General features: G+C 57.3%; 18 protein-coding genes. 8 read left to right on the top strand and 10 right to left on the bottom strand.

Annotated features, from left to right (window positions below):
- The first annotated feature begins 57 nt into the window (after positions 1 to 57).
- The gene (locus tag AO065_RS04545; RefSeq protein ID WP_004884103.1) at positions 58 to 2,052 is read left to right on the top strand and encodes a polysaccharide biosynthesis protein; all 1,995 of its coding nucleotides are present in this window, start codon (positions 58 to 60) and stop codon (positions 2,050 to 2,052) included.
- A gap of 159 nt (positions 2,053 to 2,211) precedes the next feature.
- Positions 2,212 to 2,544: a ComEA family DNA-binding protein gene (locus tag AO065_RS04550; RefSeq protein WP_004884102.1), complete on the top strand. Its 333-nt coding sequence runs from the start codon at positions 2,212 to 2,214 to the stop codon at positions 2,542 to 2,544.
- A gap of 52 nt (positions 2,545 to 2,596) precedes the next feature.
- On the opposite strand, the gene AO065_RS04555 is transcribed toward AO065_RS04550, so the two are convergent.
- The gene (locus AO065_RS04555) at positions 2,597 to 3,217 is read right to left on the bottom strand and encodes a TetR/AcrR family transcriptional regulator (protein WP_004884101.1); all 621 of its coding nucleotides are present in this window, start codon (positions 3,215 to 3,217) and stop codon (positions 2,597 to 2,599) included.
- Positions 3,218 to 3,533: 316 nt separating this feature from the next.
- On the opposite strand from AO065_RS04555, the gene AO065_RS04560 reads away from it, so the two are divergent.
- The gene (locus AO065_RS04560; protein ID WP_004884100.1) at positions 3,534 to 4,811 is read left to right on the top strand and encodes a serine/threonine transporter; all 1,278 of its coding nucleotides are present in this window, start codon (positions 3,534 to 3,536) and stop codon (positions 4,809 to 4,811) included.
- A gap of 243 nt (positions 4,812 to 5,054) precedes the next feature.
- Here the strand turns inward: AO065_RS04560 and AO065_RS04565 are convergent, their stop codons facing one another.
- The 3 genes from AO065_RS04565 to AO065_RS04575 all read right to left on the bottom strand — a co-directional run bounded on the left by AO065_RS04565 (position 5,055) and on the right by AO065_RS04575 (position 6,249).
- Positions 5,055 to 5,261, bottom strand: a complete 207-nt coding sequence (locus tag AO065_RS04565; RefSeq protein ID WP_004884099.1) for a hypothetical protein — start codon at positions 5,259 to 5,261, stop codon at positions 5,055 to 5,057.
- Between the two features lie 115 nt (positions 5,262 to 5,376).
- Entirely contained in the window at positions 5,377 to 5,859 is a 483-nt protein-coding gene (locus tag AO065_RS04570; protein ID WP_004884098.1) for a GreA/GreB family elongation factor, read from the bottom strand.
- A 3-nt stretch (positions 5,860 to 5,862) separates the two neighbouring features.
- Complete coding sequence (locus AO065_RS04575) at positions 5,863 to 6,249, bottom strand: hypothetical protein (RefSeq protein WP_004884097.1); 387 nt, start codon at positions 6,247 to 6,249, stop codon at positions 5,863 to 5,865.
- A 163-nt stretch (positions 6,250 to 6,412) separates the two neighbouring features.
- On the opposite strand from AO065_RS04575, the gene earP reads away from it, so the two are divergent.
- Together earP and AO065_RS04585 are read left to right on the top strand one after the other, a co-directional pair.
- A complete protein-coding gene (earP, locus tag AO065_RS04580; protein ID WP_004884096.1) occupies positions 6,413 to 7,546 on the top strand; it encodes an elongation factor P maturation arginine rhamnosyltransferase EarP in 1,134 nt (377 codons plus the stop codon).
- A gap of 99 nt (positions 7,547 to 7,645) precedes the next feature.
- Positions 7,646 to 8,215, top strand: coding sequence for an elongation factor P (locus AO065_RS04585; RefSeq protein ID WP_003373297.1), 570 nt, complete (start codon positions 7,646 to 7,648; stop codon positions 8,213 to 8,215).
- Positions 8,216 to 8,293: 78 nt separating this feature from the next.
- On the opposite strand, the gene AO065_RS04590 is transcribed toward AO065_RS04585, so the two are convergent.
- The 3 genes from AO065_RS04590 to AO065_RS04605 form a co-directional block, all read right to left on the bottom strand.
- Positions 8,294 to 9,313, bottom strand: a complete 1,020-nt coding sequence (locus tag AO065_RS04590) for an alpha/beta hydrolase (protein WP_004884095.1) — start codon at positions 9,311 to 9,313, stop codon at positions 8,294 to 8,296.
- A gap of 25 nt (positions 9,314 to 9,338) precedes the next feature.
- Complete coding sequence (locus tag AO065_RS04595) at positions 9,339 to 9,758, bottom strand: organic hydroperoxide resistance protein (RefSeq protein ID WP_004884094.1); 420 nt, start codon at positions 9,756 to 9,758, stop codon at positions 9,339 to 9,341.
- Positions 9,759 to 10,369: 611 nt separating this feature from the next.
- Entirely contained in the window at positions 10,370 to 10,843 is a 474-nt protein-coding gene (locus tag AO065_RS04605) for a MarR family winged helix-turn-helix transcriptional regulator (RefSeq protein WP_004884213.1), read from the bottom strand.
- A 202-nt stretch (positions 10,844 to 11,045) separates the two neighbouring features.
- Between AO065_RS04605 and AO065_RS04610 the strand changes: the two genes are divergently transcribed.
- The gene (locus tag AO065_RS04610; protein WP_004884215.1) at positions 11,046 to 11,792 is read left to right on the top strand and encodes a sulfite exporter TauE/SafE family protein; all 747 of its coding nucleotides are present in this window, start codon (positions 11,046 to 11,048) and stop codon (positions 11,790 to 11,792) included.
- On the opposite strand, the gene AO065_RS04615 is transcribed toward AO065_RS04610, so the two are convergent.
- The 3 genes from AO065_RS04615 to AO065_RS04625 form a co-directional block, all read right to left on the bottom strand.
- Positions 11,782 to 12,636, bottom strand: coding sequence for a LysR substrate-binding domain-containing protein (locus AO065_RS04615; RefSeq protein ID WP_004884217.1), 855 nt, complete (start codon positions 12,634 to 12,636; stop codon positions 11,782 to 11,784). The genes AO065_RS04610 and AO065_RS04615 overlap by 11 nt on opposite strands.
- Before the next feature lie 88 nt (positions 12,637 to 12,724).
- Positions 12,725 to 13,756 (bottom strand): glycosyltransferase family 4 protein, encoded by a 1,032-nt coding sequence (locus tag AO065_RS04620; RefSeq protein ID WP_004884219.1) that lies wholly within the window; start codon positions 13,754 to 13,756, stop codon positions 12,725 to 12,727.
- A complete protein-coding gene (locus AO065_RS04625) occupies positions 13,753 to 14,883 on the bottom strand; it encodes a hypothetical protein (RefSeq protein ID WP_004884221.1) in 1,131 nt (376 codons plus the stop codon). The genes AO065_RS04620 and AO065_RS04625 overlap by 4 nt, the downstream gene beginning before the upstream one ends.
- A gap of 451 nt (positions 14,884 to 15,334) precedes the next feature.
- On the opposite strand from AO065_RS04625, the gene AO065_RS04630 reads away from it, so the two are divergent.
- Entirely contained in the window at positions 15,335 to 15,568 is a 234-nt protein-coding gene (locus tag AO065_RS04630) for a DUF1127 domain-containing protein (RefSeq protein ID WP_004884222.1), read from the top strand.
- Between the two features lie 54 nt (positions 15,569 to 15,622).
- The gene (locus tag AO065_RS04635; protein WP_004884225.1) at positions 15,623 to 16,828 is read left to right on the top strand and encodes a winged helix-turn-helix domain-containing protein; all 1,206 of its coding nucleotides are present in this window, start codon (positions 15,623 to 15,625) and stop codon (positions 16,826 to 16,828) included.
- Positions 16,829 to 16,832: the final 4 nt, after the last annotated feature.

A 16,832-nucleotide genomic window follows, 5' to 3' on the forward strand; every position in this document is an offset into this window, starting at 1 on the left:
TCGAGAAGGGTTTTGCGCAGTGAACCGAGACCAAAGCGAAGGAGTACTGACGAATTGATGAGCAAGTTGCGATCTTTTCTACTGGCACTGCCACGCCGGAAAAAGCGGATAATTCAGGTTGCTGCTGACATTATTCTGGTCTGGATCGCCCTGTGGATGTCGTTCGTCGTCCGTCTCGGGATTGATGAGCTGATCAATCCGCTTGAAAAACACACCTGGCTTTTCATCAGTGCGCCGTTGGCTGCCATTCCTCTGTTCATCCGGTTTGGCATGTATCGGGCCGTGATGCGCTATTTCGGAAACGACGCCCTGATCGCAATCATCAAGGCGGTCACGCTTTCCTCTCTGATTCTGGGCTGCATGGTCTATGTCTACAGCAACCATCAGCAGCTGGTACCGCGCTCGGTCATCTTCAACTATTGGTGGTTGAGCATGGTCATGATTGGCGGGCTGCGTCTGGCGATGAGGCAGTATTTTCTGGGAGACTGGTTTACGGCTGCACAGCATGTGCCCTTTGCCAGAAGCGACAACGGTCTTCAGAAAGTCGCCATTTATGGCGCCGGAGCCGCAGGCAACCAGTTGGTTGCGGCCTTGCGGATGGGAAGGGTGATGCACCCGGTCGCGTTCATCGACGATGACGAATCCATTTCGAATCGGGTCATTTCCGGGCTTCAGGTCTACAAGCCCAAACATATTCAACGAATGATCGATGCCACGGGTGCCCAGGAAATCCTGCTGGCCATTCCCTCTTCATCACGAGGCCGCCGCCGCGAGATATTGGGTTATCTCGAAGGTTTCCCGCTGCACGTGCGAAGCGTTCCGGGCTTCATGGATCTCGCGGCAGGGCGTGTGAAAGTGGACGACCTCCAGGAAGTCGACATCGCCGACCTGCTCGGGCGCGACGCTGTGCCAGCTCGTGAGAACCTGCTGGAGCACTGCATCAAGGGTCAGACCGTTCTGGTTACCGGGGCTGGCGGATCCATCGGCTCTGAGCTGTGCAGGCAGATCCTGCTGCTCGGCCCCACCAAGCTGCTGCTGCTTGATCACAGCGAGTTCAACCTCTACAGCATCGTGTCTGAGCTGGAGCAGCGTTCCTCCCGCGAGTCATTGAGCGTGAAGTTGTTGCCTATTTTAGGGTCGGTACGCAACCACCCCAAACTGCTGGCGATCATGAAAGCCTGGAAGGTCGACACGGTCTACCACGCGGCCGCGTACAAGCATGTGCCGATGGTCGAGCACAACATTGCCGAAGGTGTGATCAACAATGTCGTCGGTACTCTCAATACCGCGCAGGCGGCGTTGCAGGCCGGTGTCTCCAACTTTGTCCTGATCTCGACCGACAAGGCTGTCAGGCCGACCAACGTCATGGGCAGTACCAAGCGCCTGGCCGAGCTGATATTGCAGGCGCTCAGTCGTGAAACCGCCCCGGTCATCTTCGGCGACAAGGCCAACGTTTATCAGGTCAACAAGACGCGTTTCACCATGGTGCGTTTCGGCAACGTGCTGGGGTCGTCCGGATCGGTGATACCGCTGTTCCACAAGCAGATACAGACAGGCGGCCCCCTGACCGTCACCCATCCCAAGATCACGCGTTACTTCATGACCATTCCGGAAGCGGCGCAGCTGGTGATCCAGGCAGGTTCCATGGGGCACGGCGGTGACGTGTTCGTCCTCGACATGGGCGAACCCGTGAAAATCATCGAGCTGGCCGAGAAGATGATTCATCTTTCAGGCCTCAGTATCCGCTCCGAGAAAAATCCTCAGGGAGATATCTCTATCGAGTTCACAGGGCTGCGGCCAGGCGAAAAGCTTTATGAAGAACTGCTGATCGGCGATAACGTGGTTGCCACCGAGCACCCGATGATCATGAGTGCCACGGAAGACTACCTGCCCTGGGATGTCTTGAAAGGCCGCCTGTCCAGGTTGCTGGATGCGGTTGATGGTGACGACTATGCCACTGTGCGTCAGTTACTTCGTGAAACAGTCAGTGGTTATACGCCGGAAGGTGAGATTGTCGACTGGATGCATCAGGAACGTCGCAGCGAAACGTGATGTTACTTGATGAACAGTCAGGGCAGTCGCTGTATTTGCTGGGCATCGGTTGTTTGAAATAACTGGCAATGCCAGGCCTTGTTGACATGGAATAACGCTCGCCCTAAGTTTCGAGCGCAGCTTCGGAAAGCTGCCTTAAACTGTTATGGAGCGTTAACTATGCGAACCGCCTTTTTCTCTTCCCTGATGTTTGCCTTGCTCACCAGCGCCTCGGTCGCTGTCAGCGCAGCACCTTCACCCACTCCGGTCATTGCCGAAGCCCCGGTTTCAGTAGCGGTGCAGGAGCAACGCACTGACCTCGTCAACCTCAACAAGGCCGATGCGGAAACCTTCCAAAAGGAACTGGCTGGTATTGGCAAGAACAAGGCAGATGCGATCGTGGCCTATCGTGAAAGCAATGGCGAGTTCACATCGGTCGACGAGTTGATCGAAGTCAAAGGTATCGGAAAGTCCATTCTCGAAAAGAACAGGGATAAACTGACGGTTGAGTAAGCCGCGTTTCGCTAACTGAAAACAGGCCGATATTGCATCGGCCTGTTTTATATCAGGTATTCAGTGGTATTTCGTCAGTCACCGTAGACTGAAGAGGAACTTCAGCGGTGTCCGGTTTACTGATATGAAGTTTCACATGCTCTCGGGTAACTTTCAAAATATGTTCCGACAGCTGTTTGTCATGCACGCTACGTGACAGCATCAGGGCGCCAACCAGACTCGACAGAACCAGCATGCTTTTGGGTTCGGGATTTTCGATTTGCTGAGCTTCGTCGAACGCGTCCAGCAAATGAATGATGATTTCGTCAGTCAGCGGACTGGGCTGATTCAGCTGACCCAGTTCGGCGCACATGTTCGGCAACGGACAGCCGGTGCCTGGTTCGTCACGGTGGGGGCTGGACAGATAGATGTCTATGAACTCGCTCAGCGAGTCCGGGCCGGTGAATGTCTCGCGAGTGCATGCCTTTGCCTCATCGACGGCCAGTTTCAAGGCCTGCTCGACGAGGTCATCCTTGGATTTGAAATGCGCGTAGAAGCCACCGTGTGTCAGCCCCAGCGATTTCATCAAAGGTTGAAGGCCAGTCGCGCCTATGCCATCCCGGCGAAAACGTACGGATGCTTCCTTGACAATCCGCTGGTGGGTTTGAGCTTTACGATCAAGCGCGTAACGCATGCGCCGAGTCTCCAGGAAGTGGCCGGAATGCTACAGAGCCTTTATACATAGGTGAAACGATGCAGCATAGGTTTTGAGTGGCTTTGGCCCGCATTTCAGGGACATCCCCATCACCTTCAGGGAAGGTTTGGCAGCGTCTGGAATCATGTTGGCGTACCTGCTGCAGCGTCGTGCTTACAAAACTGTCGGACAAAAAACGTTGATTTCTCGCTGTAATCCCGGACAATCCGGCCCCTGTTTTCGAGGGAAGCGCTGACTGCCAGGTTTTTTCGATGCGTTTCCCTTTTTGATTAACCGGCCACGGAGAGTCCACCGGATGAATGATCAGGCAAATGGCGTCGTAGAACGTCTGGATGTAAAACCTGCGAGCGTCACTGCGTGGAATCGCAACGACACCACCTGGATGCTTGGCCTGTTCGGGACCGCCATTGGCGCAGGTACGCTGTTCCTGCCGATCAACGCAGGCATTGGCGGGTTCTGGCCCTTGATGGTTCTGGCGGTGCTGGCGTTCCCGATGACGTTCTACGCGCACAGAGGCCTGACGCGGTTTGTACTGTCTGGACGTGAAGGCGCCGACATCACTGAAGTGGTCGAACAGCATTTCGGCAAGGCTGCCGGTGCGCTGATCACTCTGCTGTATTTCTTTGCAATCTTTCCGATCCTGCTGATCTACAGCGTGGCGCTCACCAACACCGTAGGCAGCTTCCTTGAACATCAGCTTCACCTGGAGCCGCCACCGCGTGCCATTCTGGCATTGCTGTTGATCGTCGGCCTGCTGGCCGTGGTGCGCTGCGGGGAGCGATTCATCGTCAAGGCCATGAGCCTGATGGTCTACCCCTTCATCGTTGCGCTGCTGTTCCTCGCCGTGTTCCTGATTCCGCACTGGACCGGCGGCATTCTGAGCACCGCCACCACATTGCCCGAAGCTTCGGCATTCTGGCCCACGCTGTGGCTGGCCATTCCGGTGATGGTGTTCTCCTTCAACCACACCCCGATCATTTCGGCCTTCGCCGTTGACCAGAAACGCCAGTACGGCGAGAACGCGGAAGTCCGCAGTTCGCAGATTCTGGCGCGTGCTCACGGTTTGATGGTGGTGATGGTGCTGTTCTTCGTGTTCAGCTGTGTCCTGACCCTGTCGCCGACCCAACTGGCCGAAGCCAAGGCCCAGAACATTTCGATTCTGTCTTACCTGGCCAATCACTTCAGCAACCCGACCATTGCGTTCGTCGCGCCACTGATTGCCTTCGTGGCAATCTCGAAGTCGTTCCTGGGCCACTACATTGGTGCGAGTGAGGGCTTGAAAGGTCTGATCGTCAAAACGGGTCGTCGTCCTGCGCCCAAGGTGCTGGATCGCGTCACCGCAGCGTTCATGCTGGTGGTGTGCTGGATTGTGGCAACGCTGAACCCAAGCATTCTGGGCATGATCGAGACGCTTGGCGGCCCGATCATCTCGGCGCTGCTGTTCCTGATGCCGATGTATGCCATCCACAAGGTACCCGCCATGCGTCAATACGCGGGCAAGCTGTCCAACGTTTTCGTTGTGGCTGCAGGCGTAGTCGCCATCACCGCATTGGTCTATTCGCTGGTTCAATAGTCATCGGCCCGGACAGGGTGGGCGCAGTCATCTGCGCCCTTCGTCTGATGATGAGCGTAATAACGTATTGATGACGGTCGCAATTAAATAATTCGATAAGGAACGGTCCGGTGTGCGCTCAGACCGGACGTGCAATATGCGTAGTGCCCGGTTTTCGGGGCTCGCAGAGATACTCGGAGCTCCATTGCGGATGCCCCGAGCGCTTCAAATAAATGCTTTTTTCTTCAGTCGCAGGTCATGCGCTCAGTCGACAGACTCCGGATGTAACGGTCTGGACAGGTGCATGATGCTCGCGTAGTCGTACACATACTGACGTCCCGCGTGGCTGGTCGAACGCAACTGGTCGATCAGCAGTCGCTCTTTTTTGTTCAGGTACCTCAACGCCGGATCTTGACTGGACTTCAGGCGATCACGTTCATGGGCGTCAGGGAATGCAATGACGTTCGTCATGAAAAATCTCCTTGGGTGTGAGTCCTTGCTTGCTTTGATGTAGCCCCGAGTACTGCGACAGTGCCACCTTACCCATAAAAACTTGGCGTGATCAACCCTGATCAATCCGGTCGAGTTACAAGGTTCGAGTAATCTCGAAGCAATGCTGGCTACCGTTGATGACAATCTGCACCGCGTCATTCTCGAACTTGCCCAGTAACTGCTGACCCAGCGGCGCATGGGGCGTGATAACGGTGATCAGTTGGTCATCCACCTGAACCTTCAGACCCGCAGCATCAGGCCCCAGAAACAGTTGTTGCACCTGACCTGCACCATTCTCGATCGTCATTAGATCACCAACCTGAATACCACATGATTCATCAAAGCGTTTAAGCGACCAGTCCTCGTAGCGCTTGAGGGATTGACGGATTTCCTCGACTCGCCTGGCCTGTCCGGCAGCCAGGTAAGACGCTTCCAGCCCCAGCGTGTCGTACTTGTTTTCGGCGATGTTTTCTTCGTGTGTCGCAGCTTCATAGGCGGTCTGGGCCGCCCGTTGTGCAATGTCCAGATCGACTTTCAGTTTTTCGGTGATACGTTGCAAAACGTCCTGCTTGTCCATGGGTTATCCGCAGTATTCATTGATGCTGGCGCGGCTTTTTTCGCTCGGCGCGGTACGGTCCTGCTGCATCCAGAAATCGCATTTGGAGCGGCTGAAGTTGCGCTGCTGTTGTTCCTGAACCTGCTCGCGCGCCTGGCGTGCTTCGCTTTCACGCAGGCTCTGCTCGTACTTGCGGAACATGGCCGTTTCCGGCTCCACCTGCGGCGCGGGCGGGGCCGTGAGTTGCGCAGCAGCCTTTTCCAGAGCCACGGTCTGCGCAGGCGGCAGGCTTTTGTAGACCAGCCAGCCGGTCAGGCCCACCGCCATCGCGCCGAGCCAGATGCCCAGAGCGATACAGAGGATCAACTTCACGGAGACAGACAGTTCGCGACGGCGGATGTGGGACGGCATGGCTGAATTCCTGGCGAGAGGGCACAGTGTGATTGTGCCATGCCTGAAGAGTGTGGATGACAATCGTACATCCGGCGAGCCTTCGCAAAGGCTCCCGTCTGGTGCAGACGGGGTGTTCTGAAGGACAATCGCACTTTTTCTTACTTTGCCTCAGGGAGCCAGGATGAAAGCCTCTTGGGACATTTTTTGCAGCGTCGTCGACAACTACGGCGACGTCGGCGTGACATGGCGACTGGCTCGCCAACTGGTCGCCGAGCATGGGCTGAAGATACGTTTGTGGATCGATGATTTGTCGGCATTCGCTCGCCTGTGTCCGCAGGCAGATGCTCAGGTCGCGCAACAATGGCATGAAGGTGTTGAGGTCTGCCTCTGGCCGAAAGAGTGGGTGAGTACCGAGATTCCGGAAGGCGTGATCGAGGCCTTTGCGTGTCGTCTCCCAGCGGCTTATACCGACACGATGCTGCAACGCTCGCCGCGTCCGGTATGGCTGAATCTCGACTACCTCAGCGCCGAAGAGTGGGTCACCGGTTGCCATGGCCTGCCATCCCTGCAGTCCAGCGGTTTGAAGAAGTTCTTTTTCTTTCCCGGTTTTCGTGATGCCACGGGCGGCTTGCTGCGTGAGCGCGGTCTGATCGAACAGCGTCGAGCCTTTCAGCACGACCGCAAAGCGCGACTGGACTTTCTCTCCCTTCTGGGTATCGAGCTGCGGACCGATGCGCGCCTGATCTCGGTGTTTGCCTACGAGAACCCGGCGCTGGGCAGTTGGCTGGATACACTTTCCAGCGATCCACATGCCACGCACCTGCTGGTGCCTGAAGGACGCATTCTGGGCGACCTGCGCCATTGGCTGGGCGTTGATCATTTTCAGGTCGGTGAGGTGCTGCAACGAGGCTCGCTCACTGTCCAGGTGCTGCCGTTCGTCAGGCAGGAAGATTACGACCGAGTGCTGTGGTGCTGCGATTTCAATGTGGTGCGCGGCGAAGATTCATTCGTGCGAGCGCAGTGGGCAGGCCGGCCGATGCTGTGGCACATCTATCAGCAGGAAGGCGACGCTCATCTGCCCAAGCTTGACGCCTTCCTCGAGCTTTATCTGGCGGGGCTTTCGCCTGCGGCCGGTCAGGCGCTCGATGCGTTCTGGCAGGCGTGGAATGCCAATCAGGCACTGAGCGAAAGCTGGCAGTCGCTCTCAAACCACTGGCCCGAAGTCCAAAGGCATGCCGAACAATGGTGTGACGAACAGGCATCCCGGACTGATCTTGCGGCAGCGCTGGTGCAGTTTTATGTAAATTCGCTATGATACGCGGCCTTGATGTAAGGCTCTGTACGAAAAGTGCCTGCGCAGGCCATTTCTCGTACAGAGCCTTTGGTTAATTCAATCCAAATTCGGATATATGCAATGAAAACTGGTAAAGAGCTGAAACCCGGTACTGTGATCCGTCTGGAAAACGATCCTTGGCTGGTTCAGAAAGCTGAATTCACCAAGTCCGGTCGTAACAGCGCGATCATGAAGACCAAGCTGAAAAACCTGCTGACCGGTTACAAGACCGAGATCGTTTACAGCGCTGACGACAAACTGGACGACGTGATCCTCGACCGCAAGGAAGCGACCCTGTCCTTCATCAGCGGCGACACTTACACGTTCATGGACACCACTGACTACACCATGTACGAACTGAACGCCGAAGACATCGAAAGCGTTCTGCCTTTCGTTGAAGAAGGCATGACCGACGTTTGCGAAGCCGTATTCTTCGACGAGCGCCTGGTTTCCGTAGAGCTGCCGACCACCATCGTGCGTCAGGTTGACTACACCGAAGGTTCGGCGCGTGGCGACACTTCCGGCAAGGTCATGAAGCCTGCCAAACTGAAGAACGGCACCGAGCTGAGCGTTGCTGACTTCATCGAAATCGGCGACATGATCGAGATCGATACCCGTGAAGGTGGTTCCTACAAAGGCCGTGCAAAGTAAGCATGGTTTTGTAACCCCGTTACGCAAGAAACCCGCAGCGATGCGGGTTTCTTTTTGCCTGCGATTTGACCGCGGCGGTTACTTCAAGTGTGTTTTCAGTTCTTCGGACGCCTGCAGCATCGCAGAGCGAACAGCCGGAACCTGACTGACAACGTTGAGCAGACCGTAGTCGTGGATCATGCCGTTGTAGCGAACGGCAGTCACCGGCACACCAGCCTGATCCAGTTTGCGAGCATAGGCTTCGCCTTCGTCGCGCAGTACATCGGCACTGGCTGTCTGAACCAGTGCAGGTGGCAGGCCTTTCAACTGTTCGGTCGTGGCGCGCAGAGGCGATGCGTAGATCTCGTTACGCTGCGCCGCGTCGGTCGTGTAGTTGTCCCAGAACCACTTCATCATGTTGCGGGTCAGGAAGTGGCCTTCAGCATACTGGTCGTAGGACGCAGTGTTGAAGTTGGCGTCGGTGACCGGCCACAGCAGCACTTGGTAACGCAATGCTGGCGTACCTTTCTCTTTGGCCATCAGCGCCACGACTGCCGCCATGTTGCCGCCGACACTGTTGCCGGCCACGGCCAGACGCTTGCCGTCGACATTGATTTCCTTGCCGTGCTCGGCCACCCAGCGAGTGGCGGCGTAGGCCTGATTGATTGCGGTCGGGTAGTGCGCTTCAGGAGACGGCGTGTAATTGACGAACACCGCCACTGCGCCAGAGCCTGCAACCAGATCCCGAACCAGTCGTTCGTGAGTCTGAAAATCACCCAGTACCCAACCGCCGCCGTGGAAGAACATGAAGACCGGCAAGGTCCCTTTGACACCTGCAGGGCGCACGATATTCAGGCTGATGGACTGCCCGTCGACCTTGATGGTCTTCTCGCTGACGTCGGCCTTTGGCAGGGTCAGTTTCACGCCGGACTGAGCACCGACCAATACCGCACGGGCGTCCTTGGGCGACAGCTGCTCGATAGGCTTGCCAGTGCCCGAGTTCAGGGCATCCAGGAAGGCCTGGGTGTTGTGTTCCACGCCTGAATCGCCTGCGGCAAATGCACTGCTGACAGACAGGGCGAGCAGGGTACCGGTCAAGACTTTGCTGAAGGTTTTCATGTTCGATTCCTGTGGCAGTAAGGGTTTAGACGGTTACGTGCAGGCGCACATCGACGTTGCCACGGGTGGCGTTGGAGTAAGGGCAGACCTGGTGTGCGGCATCAACCAGTTGCTGAGCGTCGGCCTGTTCCAGGCCTGGCAGGCTGATGTGCAGGTCGATGTCCAGACCGAAACCGCCGGGGATCTGGCCGATGCCGACATGGGCTGTGATCGAGGCATCGGCCGGGATGCTGCGCTTGCTCTGACCGGCGACGAACTTCAGTGCGCCGATGAAGCAGGCCGAGTAACCGGCGGCAAACAGCTGCTCAGGATTGGTGGCTTCGCCGCCCGCGCCGCCGAGTTCTTTCGGGGTTGCAAGCTTGACGTCGAGAACCTTGTCGCTGGAAACAGCGCGGCCATCACGGCCACCGGTGGCGGTTGCAACTGCGGTGTAGAGAGTGTTCATGGGTATTGGTCCTCAAAAGGTTAAAATTCTGCGCTAAATACTTGCGCGCTAACTAATCGCGAATTGAATGTATCCCGACGATACTTTGCGCGCAAGTTAATTTTTGAAAAGAATGAGGATGTGAGCAGAAAGGGCGAGAGGAGGTATGCGAACAGATGGGGCTTGAAGCACTTTTTATGGATGAATGATCACCCCCAACAGGGTCCGTGGTTGCAGCAGGATTTGGGTATAGGGCTGAGCGCAAGCATGGGCATGATCGGCGTGCTTGAGATCATGCTGATCGTTCCTACGCTCCGCGTGGGAATGCCGCTCNTGCGTCCGCTCTTGAATGTGGCGCAGATGCGCGGCCAAGCTCCAGTGTTATCCACCTCGTGCGCTCGGCTCACTGAATCCGCAATCTGTACCATTTGTGACGCGGAGCGTCACGGGCGGCATGCCCACGCGGAGCGATGGGCACGATCAGTGTCGAGGCAGGCTTGTGTATAACGCTGAGCGCGGTGCGACGGGCTCGGCCGGGATGAAATGCCGACGCTCCCGCAGGGTGATGGTCGGGCTCATCGGGTCGACGGGTCGGCGGGTTCAAATGTTGTCATGTTTCGGGCGGATGCCCTTCACAGACTGTCGTGCAAATGCCCGCGCAAGCCCAGCAGCTTGCCTTGCAACTCGCGCAGCTGATCCATATTCAGGCCACTGGCAGACAGAATGCATCCCGGCACGGTCGTCGCTTTTTGCTGCAAGGCACTGCCCTGCTCGGTCAAGTGCAGCAGCACTACGCGCTCGTCTTCCTTGCTGCGCGTGCGGCTGATAAAGCCTTCACCTTCGAGACGCTTGAGCAGTGGCGTCAGCGACCCCGGATCTGTCAGCAGACGCGTGCTCACATCGCCGACAGTCAGGCCGTCCTGCTCCCACAGCACCATCATCGCCAGGTATTGCGGATAGGTCAGCCCCAGCGCCTGAAGCAAGGGCTTGTACACCTTGGTCATCATCAGCGAGGTGGAATACAGGGCGAAACACAACTGGTTATCGAGCAGCAGCGAGTCGCAATCGGCGGAGGCGTCGGGAGTAGTACTGGCATCGGCGTCCATGGGAATTCCTCATGCGTTGTGAAGGAGCGCTTAATTTAGTGTTGCGATCTTTAATGCGCCAGATAATTCCACTGATGTGGTCTTGAGACCTGCGCATGCAATGGCTTGCAGGATCAGAAAAAAGTCGCGTTACCCGTTTTCGTTGTTTGCGTCACGTTCAAGACTGCGTAGCATTTGGCCATTGACTGGTTGGGGATGTGGCGTGATCGACGTTGTAATGTTTGTGCTGTTGGGAGCGGCAATGGGCACGCTGGGCGGGCTCTTTGGAATCGGCGGTGGTCTGGTGGCGATTCCTGCGCTGGGCGTGCTGTTCGGACTGGATCAGCAACTGGCGCAGGGCACCGCGTTGTTGATGGTCTTGCCCAATGTGTTGCTCGCATTGTGGCGCTACAACCAGCGCAACCGGATTCTGCTGCGCAACGCCCTGATGCTGATCATTCCCAGTTTCATTTTTGCCTGGCTGACCTCGCTGTTGGCGGTTCGCCTTGATCCTCAAGGCATGCGGCTGGGGTTCATCGGCTTTCTGGTCGTCCTGACCGGGTTCAACGTTGCACAGATGTTCTGGCGCAAGGGGCAGGCGAACACGCAACTGCGTCACGAGAACAGACTGTGGATGCTGGGGGTCGGTTCCGGCGTCACGGGAGGCCTGTTCGGGGTGGGCGGCGGGGTCATCGCGACACCGATTCTGACCAGCGCCTTTGGCGCCACTCAAGTCGTGGCGCAGGGTCTGGCGCTGTCTCTGGCGGCGCCCAGCACGGGCATAACGCTGGTGACCTACGCGTTGCATGACCATGTGAACTGGTCGATAGGCCTGCCGCTGGCTATCGGCGGACTGGCCAGTATCAGTTGGGGCGTGAAGCTGGCGCATTCGCTGCCGGAGCGGACCCTGCGCCTGATGTTCTGCGTGTTTCTGGTGCTGTGCGCGGTGATCCTCGCACTCAAAGTCTGAAGCCCTCGGCAATGTAGTCGGCCATGCATTCGGTGATGGGCGAAGGGTTTTTTGTGTTGCGCAACAGCACCACGCTGGCGACCGGCAGTTGCGGCAGGTTTTCCGCTTCGCCAAGCACGCGCAGATCCGGCGTGATCAGGCTCTGCAACTGTGCCGTGACGGCCAGGCCGGCACCGACCACTGCCATGATCGCCGACATGCTGGCGCTGCTGTAGGCGATCCGGTATTCACGCTCGACAGTGTCCAGCGCGTTGCAGGCCCATTCCCTGCAGAAACAGTGCGTGTTGAACATCGCCAACGGCATGGGCGTCTGGTCGTGAGGCGCATGCCCATCGGCCTCGACCCATACCAGATGCTCGCGGCGCAGCAACTGGCCGATCTCGTTTCCGGGCTGACGCGTCACGATGGTCAGGTCCAGGTCATGGCGTTGCAGCAGCATGTCCGATGGCTCGCAGTGCACTTCGACCTGGACCAGTGGATATGCCTGCGCGAACTGCGACAGGATGCCGGGCAGGAAGCGCATCACGTAATCATCGGGCGAGCCTATCTTCACCACGCCCACCATGTGCGGCTCGCGCAACGTATTGAACACTTCGCTGTGCAGCTTGAGGATGCGCCGTGCATAGCCGAGCAGCACCTGGCCCTCGGCGGTCAGGCTCAAGGTGCGGCCGTCCTTGCGAAACAGCGAGCGCTGGACGATGTCCTCTTCCAGCCGCTTCATCTGCATGCTGACCGCTGACTGGGTGCGATTGACCGCGTCGCCTGCCTTGGTGAAACCGCCATGGTCAGCGATGGCGACAAAGGTGCGCAGCAGCTCTGTGTCGATGCTTGGGTAATTGGCCAATGCATCAATCTCCCGGATGGATCGATGAGGAAACATTCTTCAGGCTGATCTTAAGCCTGAACGCTGTATTCCGCCATTACCCTTCATCTCACCGAGACCGCTCAATCAGCGACTGGTAAGCAAGCACATATTTTTCGGCCATGCGCCGTGCAGTGAAGCGCTTGTAGAACTGCTCTCTGATCCGCAGGGCAGACAACTGGTCAACCTTATGAACGGCTCCTACAGCCTGCGCTTCATTCTCCACAATGAAACCGGTTACTCCGTCTTCTACCACTTCACGGACTGAACCGAAGGGGAAGGCGATCACCGGTGTGCCGCACGCCATGGCTTCTATCATCACGAGCCCGAAAGGTTCCGGCCAGTCAATGGGAAACAGCAATGCCAGGGCGCCGGACAGGAAGGCAGTCTTTTCGTGCTCGTCGATTTCACCGACGTAGTCAACAAGAGGTGAATCAAACAAGGGACGTATGTGGTGTTCAAAGTAGGCCCTGTCGATGGCATCAATCTTGGCGGCGATTTTGATGGGAATGTTGCACTGTTGAGCAATACGAATGGCTGCATCCACTCTCTTCACGGCCGTGATGCGCCCCAGAAAAGCCAGGTAGGTTCTTTCCATTTGCAGGGGTACATGGAGTTGCTCAGGCAGGCCGTGGTGAACCGTGCCCACCCAGTTGGCGGATGGCAGATCATTGCGTTGAGCGTCAGAGATCGCAATGAAGGGCATGGCAGCAAACGCGCCGAAGACAGGTTGCAGTTCCGGCGTATCCACGCGGCCATGCAGGGTGGTCACGTATGGCGTGGGTTGGCGGCTGAACAGGGAGAAAGGGTAAAAATCCAGATGGAAGTGAAGGATATCGAACTGATGGGCACGACGTCTTACCCGCTCCAGCATGACCAGATGCGGGCCGAGAGCGTCATGGTTTCCATAGTCGAGCCGTAGCGCGGAGGGCCAGACCGCGTCCAGCTCGGCAGATGTTATCGAGTCACCGCTGGCAAACAGCGTCACCTCATGACCTGATGTAACAAGTGCCTCACTGAGGTAGGACACTACACGCTCCGTACCGCCGTAATATTGGGGAGGGACGGCCTCGAACAAGGGGGCGATCTGGGCGATTTTCACTGGCAATCTCCTTGGCCGGATGTCTCTATCCATTCCTTGATTTTTTGGGCGGCGACCGCGTCACCGCCGCTGCCGAAGCGCTTGATCAGTGGAAAAGTCCTGCCTTTTTTGCACGTGCCGATACAGGTCACTGCGTCTGCCATTTCTTTATCCAGTGCGGCACGCCGCTCCGGGCTTCCCAGCGTTGAAATCGCATCAGCAATGCTATCCAGGCAGGTTTGCAGAGGGGCTGTGTAGTCGATGGGGATGCCCAGCATTTCCCAGCTCAGCTCCGCGTCAATCAGGCCCGCGTTGCGCAGGTGGGCCAACTGCAGGCCTTGTGTATCGTTGACCGGAGGGAGCCATATGACCGGTGTCTGCGCGGCTGCCGATTCATAGATATTGCCCAGCCCCGGTGTGCAGACTGCGAACGTGCAGTCTCGCAACATCCGGGACGCGTCTTCGGGAGAGCAAGGGGCGGCGTCCTTTGATTCGAGTGCGTTTGCAATCGTTTCGCTGGTGGCAATGTGAAGTTTCATCCCACGCCCAATAGCCTGACGCAGGGCGAAGGTGATCGCGCGCGCAAAGTCGATAAGCAGCGCGTCATCTGTATAAGGGTTCTTCAGTCCGCCGAGATTGAGCAGAATAAAATTTGAGCTGCTTTTTCGCGGGCAGTCATTCACCGGGTGGGTCATGGGAGGGACGATTGAATAGTGGCTCGGCTCTATGTCTTCCAGGCGTTCGCGTACACCTATGAAGTCTTGGGCAATATAGAGTGCGCGAGGATGATGGATCAGCGCTTCAATGCCGGGCCATTGTGTTTCGGCATGCCAATGCCAGGTCAGTGCGTCGTAAAACACGACTCGCTTGCCCATCGATAAAGATCGGTTTGCGATATCAAGGTCCATGGCGGTTATAACAATATCAAAACCGGAGATCGTGTCGTCCCAGTCTTCGAGGCCGTGACCGGTCATATTGAAAATGGTCCGATAGGGAAGGTGCTTCTGCAAATCCAGCGAGTGCTGTTCACCTGCGTAGGCGTGGGTGCCGCTTCCCAGGAAGTACGGTGCAATCGCTGCGATTGCTGCGGAAGGACCGAACCCGAACGGTTCTGCGTTGAACAGAATTCTAGTGGCGTCAATGCCCATGTGTTTCTCCTGAAAGGCTCCGTGTTACGGGGTGCTTATAGAATCCTCCATTGAACAGGTCCGCGTGATAGAGGTGGTTTAACGTGATTTCGACAGGTCGGTGTGCCTGGAATCAAACGATTCGTGCGATGTGCGCAAGGGCGTTAAGTTTCATGAATAAGCCTCTTTAATAGTAGAAGTCGAGAAGTGACTGTCAACGGAAGCGTTATTCGGTTTTGCGATGATCGGGCCGGGATGAGATTTAAAGGATGTGTGTTGTTATGGCGAAGGGTTTAATGAGTTTAAAGGACAGGTCTGGCAGTTATAACAGTGCGGTAAGGGGCGAGTGTTCACAATAGAGAGCTTGTCAGTATCGATGCATCAACCCTGCGAATGCCTCACATAAGAAACATTCGTTGGATTGATCTCAGGCCCGGCGCGAGACTTCAGTCATCCCCACATGGAGGGCGAGATGATGAAAGGTCAAAAGGGTTATGTACTGGTCGCCAGATCGTCGCTGCTGTCGCCGCTTGGCAAGGCGCTGCAGTCGATGAGAAATCACATCGCACGCTGGCACGAGTTGCACCGCCAACGTCGCCTTCTGGCACAGATGAGTGATGGCGCGCTGAAGGATCTGGGTCTGAGCCGGGCCGATATTCAACATGAGGTGGAGCGTCCGTTCTGGGACGATCCCTTGAGCCGCTGACAAGACAGCTCGGAATCGGCTAGCGTGAAGGTTCCAACTGGGAGCGCTAAGCCTATGGAGTTGTCCCTTAAACAAGCACGTCGTCTGGCACTGGCTGCTCAGGGTTTCAACGGGCGCCAGCCGCCAGCTACGATCAAGGCCAGCCACGTCACACAGTTGATCAGCCGACTCGGCGTGTTGCAGATCGATTCGGTCAATGCGCTCGTACGTTCTCATTACTTGCCGCTGTTTTCGCGGTTGGGCCACTATTCACCGACACTGCTGGATCAGGCCGCGTGGAGCCAGGGACGGCATCGACGTCTGTTCGAATACTGGGGGCACGAAGCGTCGCTGCTGCCGGTCGAACTCTACCCGTTGATGCGCTGGCGGATGCGCCGTGCGGCTCAGGGCGCAGGCATTTATCAGGGACTGGCCAGGTTCGGTCGCGAACAGCAACCTGCAATCGAGCGTGTGCTGCAAGCCGTCCGCGAACGGGGTGCGCTGGGTGCGGGTAGTTTGAGCACTCGGCAGGAAAAAGCCGGACCCTGGTGGGACTGGAGCGTGGAAAAGCAGGCGCTGGAATGGCTGTTCGCAGCGGGGGAGGTAACGGTGGCCGGGCGTCGTGGCTTCGAGCGGCTGTACGACCTGCCCGAACGTGTCTTGCCGATGGATATTCTCGATCAGCCCGAAATCGCCGAAGCCGATGCCCAGCGTGCGCTGTTGTTGCACGCGGTCAGCGCTTTGGGCGTCGGCACCGAGAAGGACCTGCGCGATTATTTCCGCCAGGATCCACAGCCCAGCCGGACCCTGCTGGCTGAACTGGTTGAAGACGGGGCGCTCGATGTTGCTCAGGTTCAAGGCTGGACACACAGGGCGTTCTGTCTGCCGGACAGCAAGGTGCCGCGCAAGGTCAACGCCAGCGCGCTGCTGTCGCCGTTCGACTCACTGGTCTGGGAGCGGGCGCGCACCGAGCGGCTGTTCGATTTTCGCTATCGGCTGGAGATTTATACGCCGCAGCACAAACGTGTGTACGGCTATTACGTGCTGCCGTTTCTGCACAACGAACGTATCGCCGCGCGGATCGATCTGCGTTCCGAGCGTGCAGCCGATCGTCTGGCGGTGCATGTCGTGCATGAAGAGCCGAACGGTCTGGACGAGGAGGGCATGCAGGCCCTGGCGGACAATCTGCGCGAACTCGCCGGTTGGCTGGGGTTGGCGCAGATTCAGATCAATTGCCAGCGCGACAGCGGGGTGCGTCTGGCAAAGGTGTTGGAGAGCTGACGAT

Source organism: Pseudomonas viridiflava (assembly GCF_001642795.1).
In the GTDB taxonomy this organism is placed as follows: Bacteria; Pseudomonadota; Gammaproteobacteria; order Pseudomonadales; family Pseudomonadaceae; genus Aquipseudomonas; species Aquipseudomonas viridiflava.

Excerpts from the sequence above, each read along its gene's own strand:
- AO065_RS04545 (WP_004884103.1), top strand. The coding sequence starts at position 58 with ATGAGCAAGTTGCGATCTTTTCTACTGGCACTGCCACGCCGGAAAAAG.
- AO065_RS04550 (WP_004884102.1), top strand. The coding sequence starts at position 2,212 with ATGCGAACCGCCTTTTTCTCTTCCCTGATGTTTGCCTTGCTCACCAGC.
- AO065_RS04555 (WP_004884101.1), bottom strand. The coding sequence starts at position 3,217 with ATGCGTTACGCGCTTGATCGTAAAGCTCAAACCCACCAGCGGATTGTC.
- AO065_RS04560 (WP_004884100.1), top strand. The coding sequence starts at position 3,534 with ATGAATGATCAGGCAAATGGCGTCGTAGAACGTCTGGATGTAAAACCT.
- AO065_RS04565 (WP_004884099.1), bottom strand. The coding sequence starts at position 5,261 with ATGACGAACGTCATTGCATTCCCTGACGCCCATGAACGTGATCGCCTG.
- AO065_RS04570 (WP_004884098.1), bottom strand. The coding sequence starts at position 5,859 with ATGGACAAGCAGGACGTTTTGCAACGTATCACCGAAAAACTGAAAGTC.
- AO065_RS04575 (WP_004884097.1), bottom strand. The coding sequence starts at position 6,249 with ATGCCGTCCCACATCCGCCGTCGCGAACTGTCTGTCTCCGTGAAGTTG.
- earP (WP_004884096.1), top strand. The coding sequence starts at position 6,413 with ATGAAAGCCTCTTGGGACATTTTTTGCAGCGTCGTCGACAACTACGGC.
- AO065_RS04585 (WP_003373297.1), top strand. The coding sequence starts at position 7,646 with ATGAAAACTGGTAAAGAGCTGAAACCCGGTACTGTGATCCGTCTGGAA.
- AO065_RS04590 (WP_004884095.1), bottom strand. The coding sequence starts at position 9,313 with ATGAAAACCTTCAGCAAAGTCTTGACCGGTACCCTGCTCGCCCTGTCT.
- AO065_RS04595 (WP_004884094.1), bottom strand. The coding sequence starts at position 9,758 with ATGAACACTCTCTACACCGCAGTTGCAACCGCCACCGGTGGCCGTGAT.
- AO065_RS04605 (WP_004884213.1), bottom strand. The coding sequence starts at position 10,843 with ATGGACGCCGATGCCAGTACTACTCCCGACGCCTCCGCCGATTGCGAC.
- AO065_RS04625 (WP_004884221.1), bottom strand. The coding sequence starts at position 14,883 with ATGGGCATTGACGCCACTAGAATTCTGTTCAACGCAGAACCGTTCGGG.
- AO065_RS04630 (WP_004884222.1), top strand. The coding sequence starts at position 15,335 with ATGATGAAAGGTCAAAAGGGTTATGTACTGGTCGCCAGATCGTCGCTG.
- AO065_RS04635 (WP_004884225.1), top strand. The coding sequence starts at position 15,623 with ATGGAGTTGTCCCTTAAACAAGCACGTCGTCTGGCACTGGCTGCTCAG.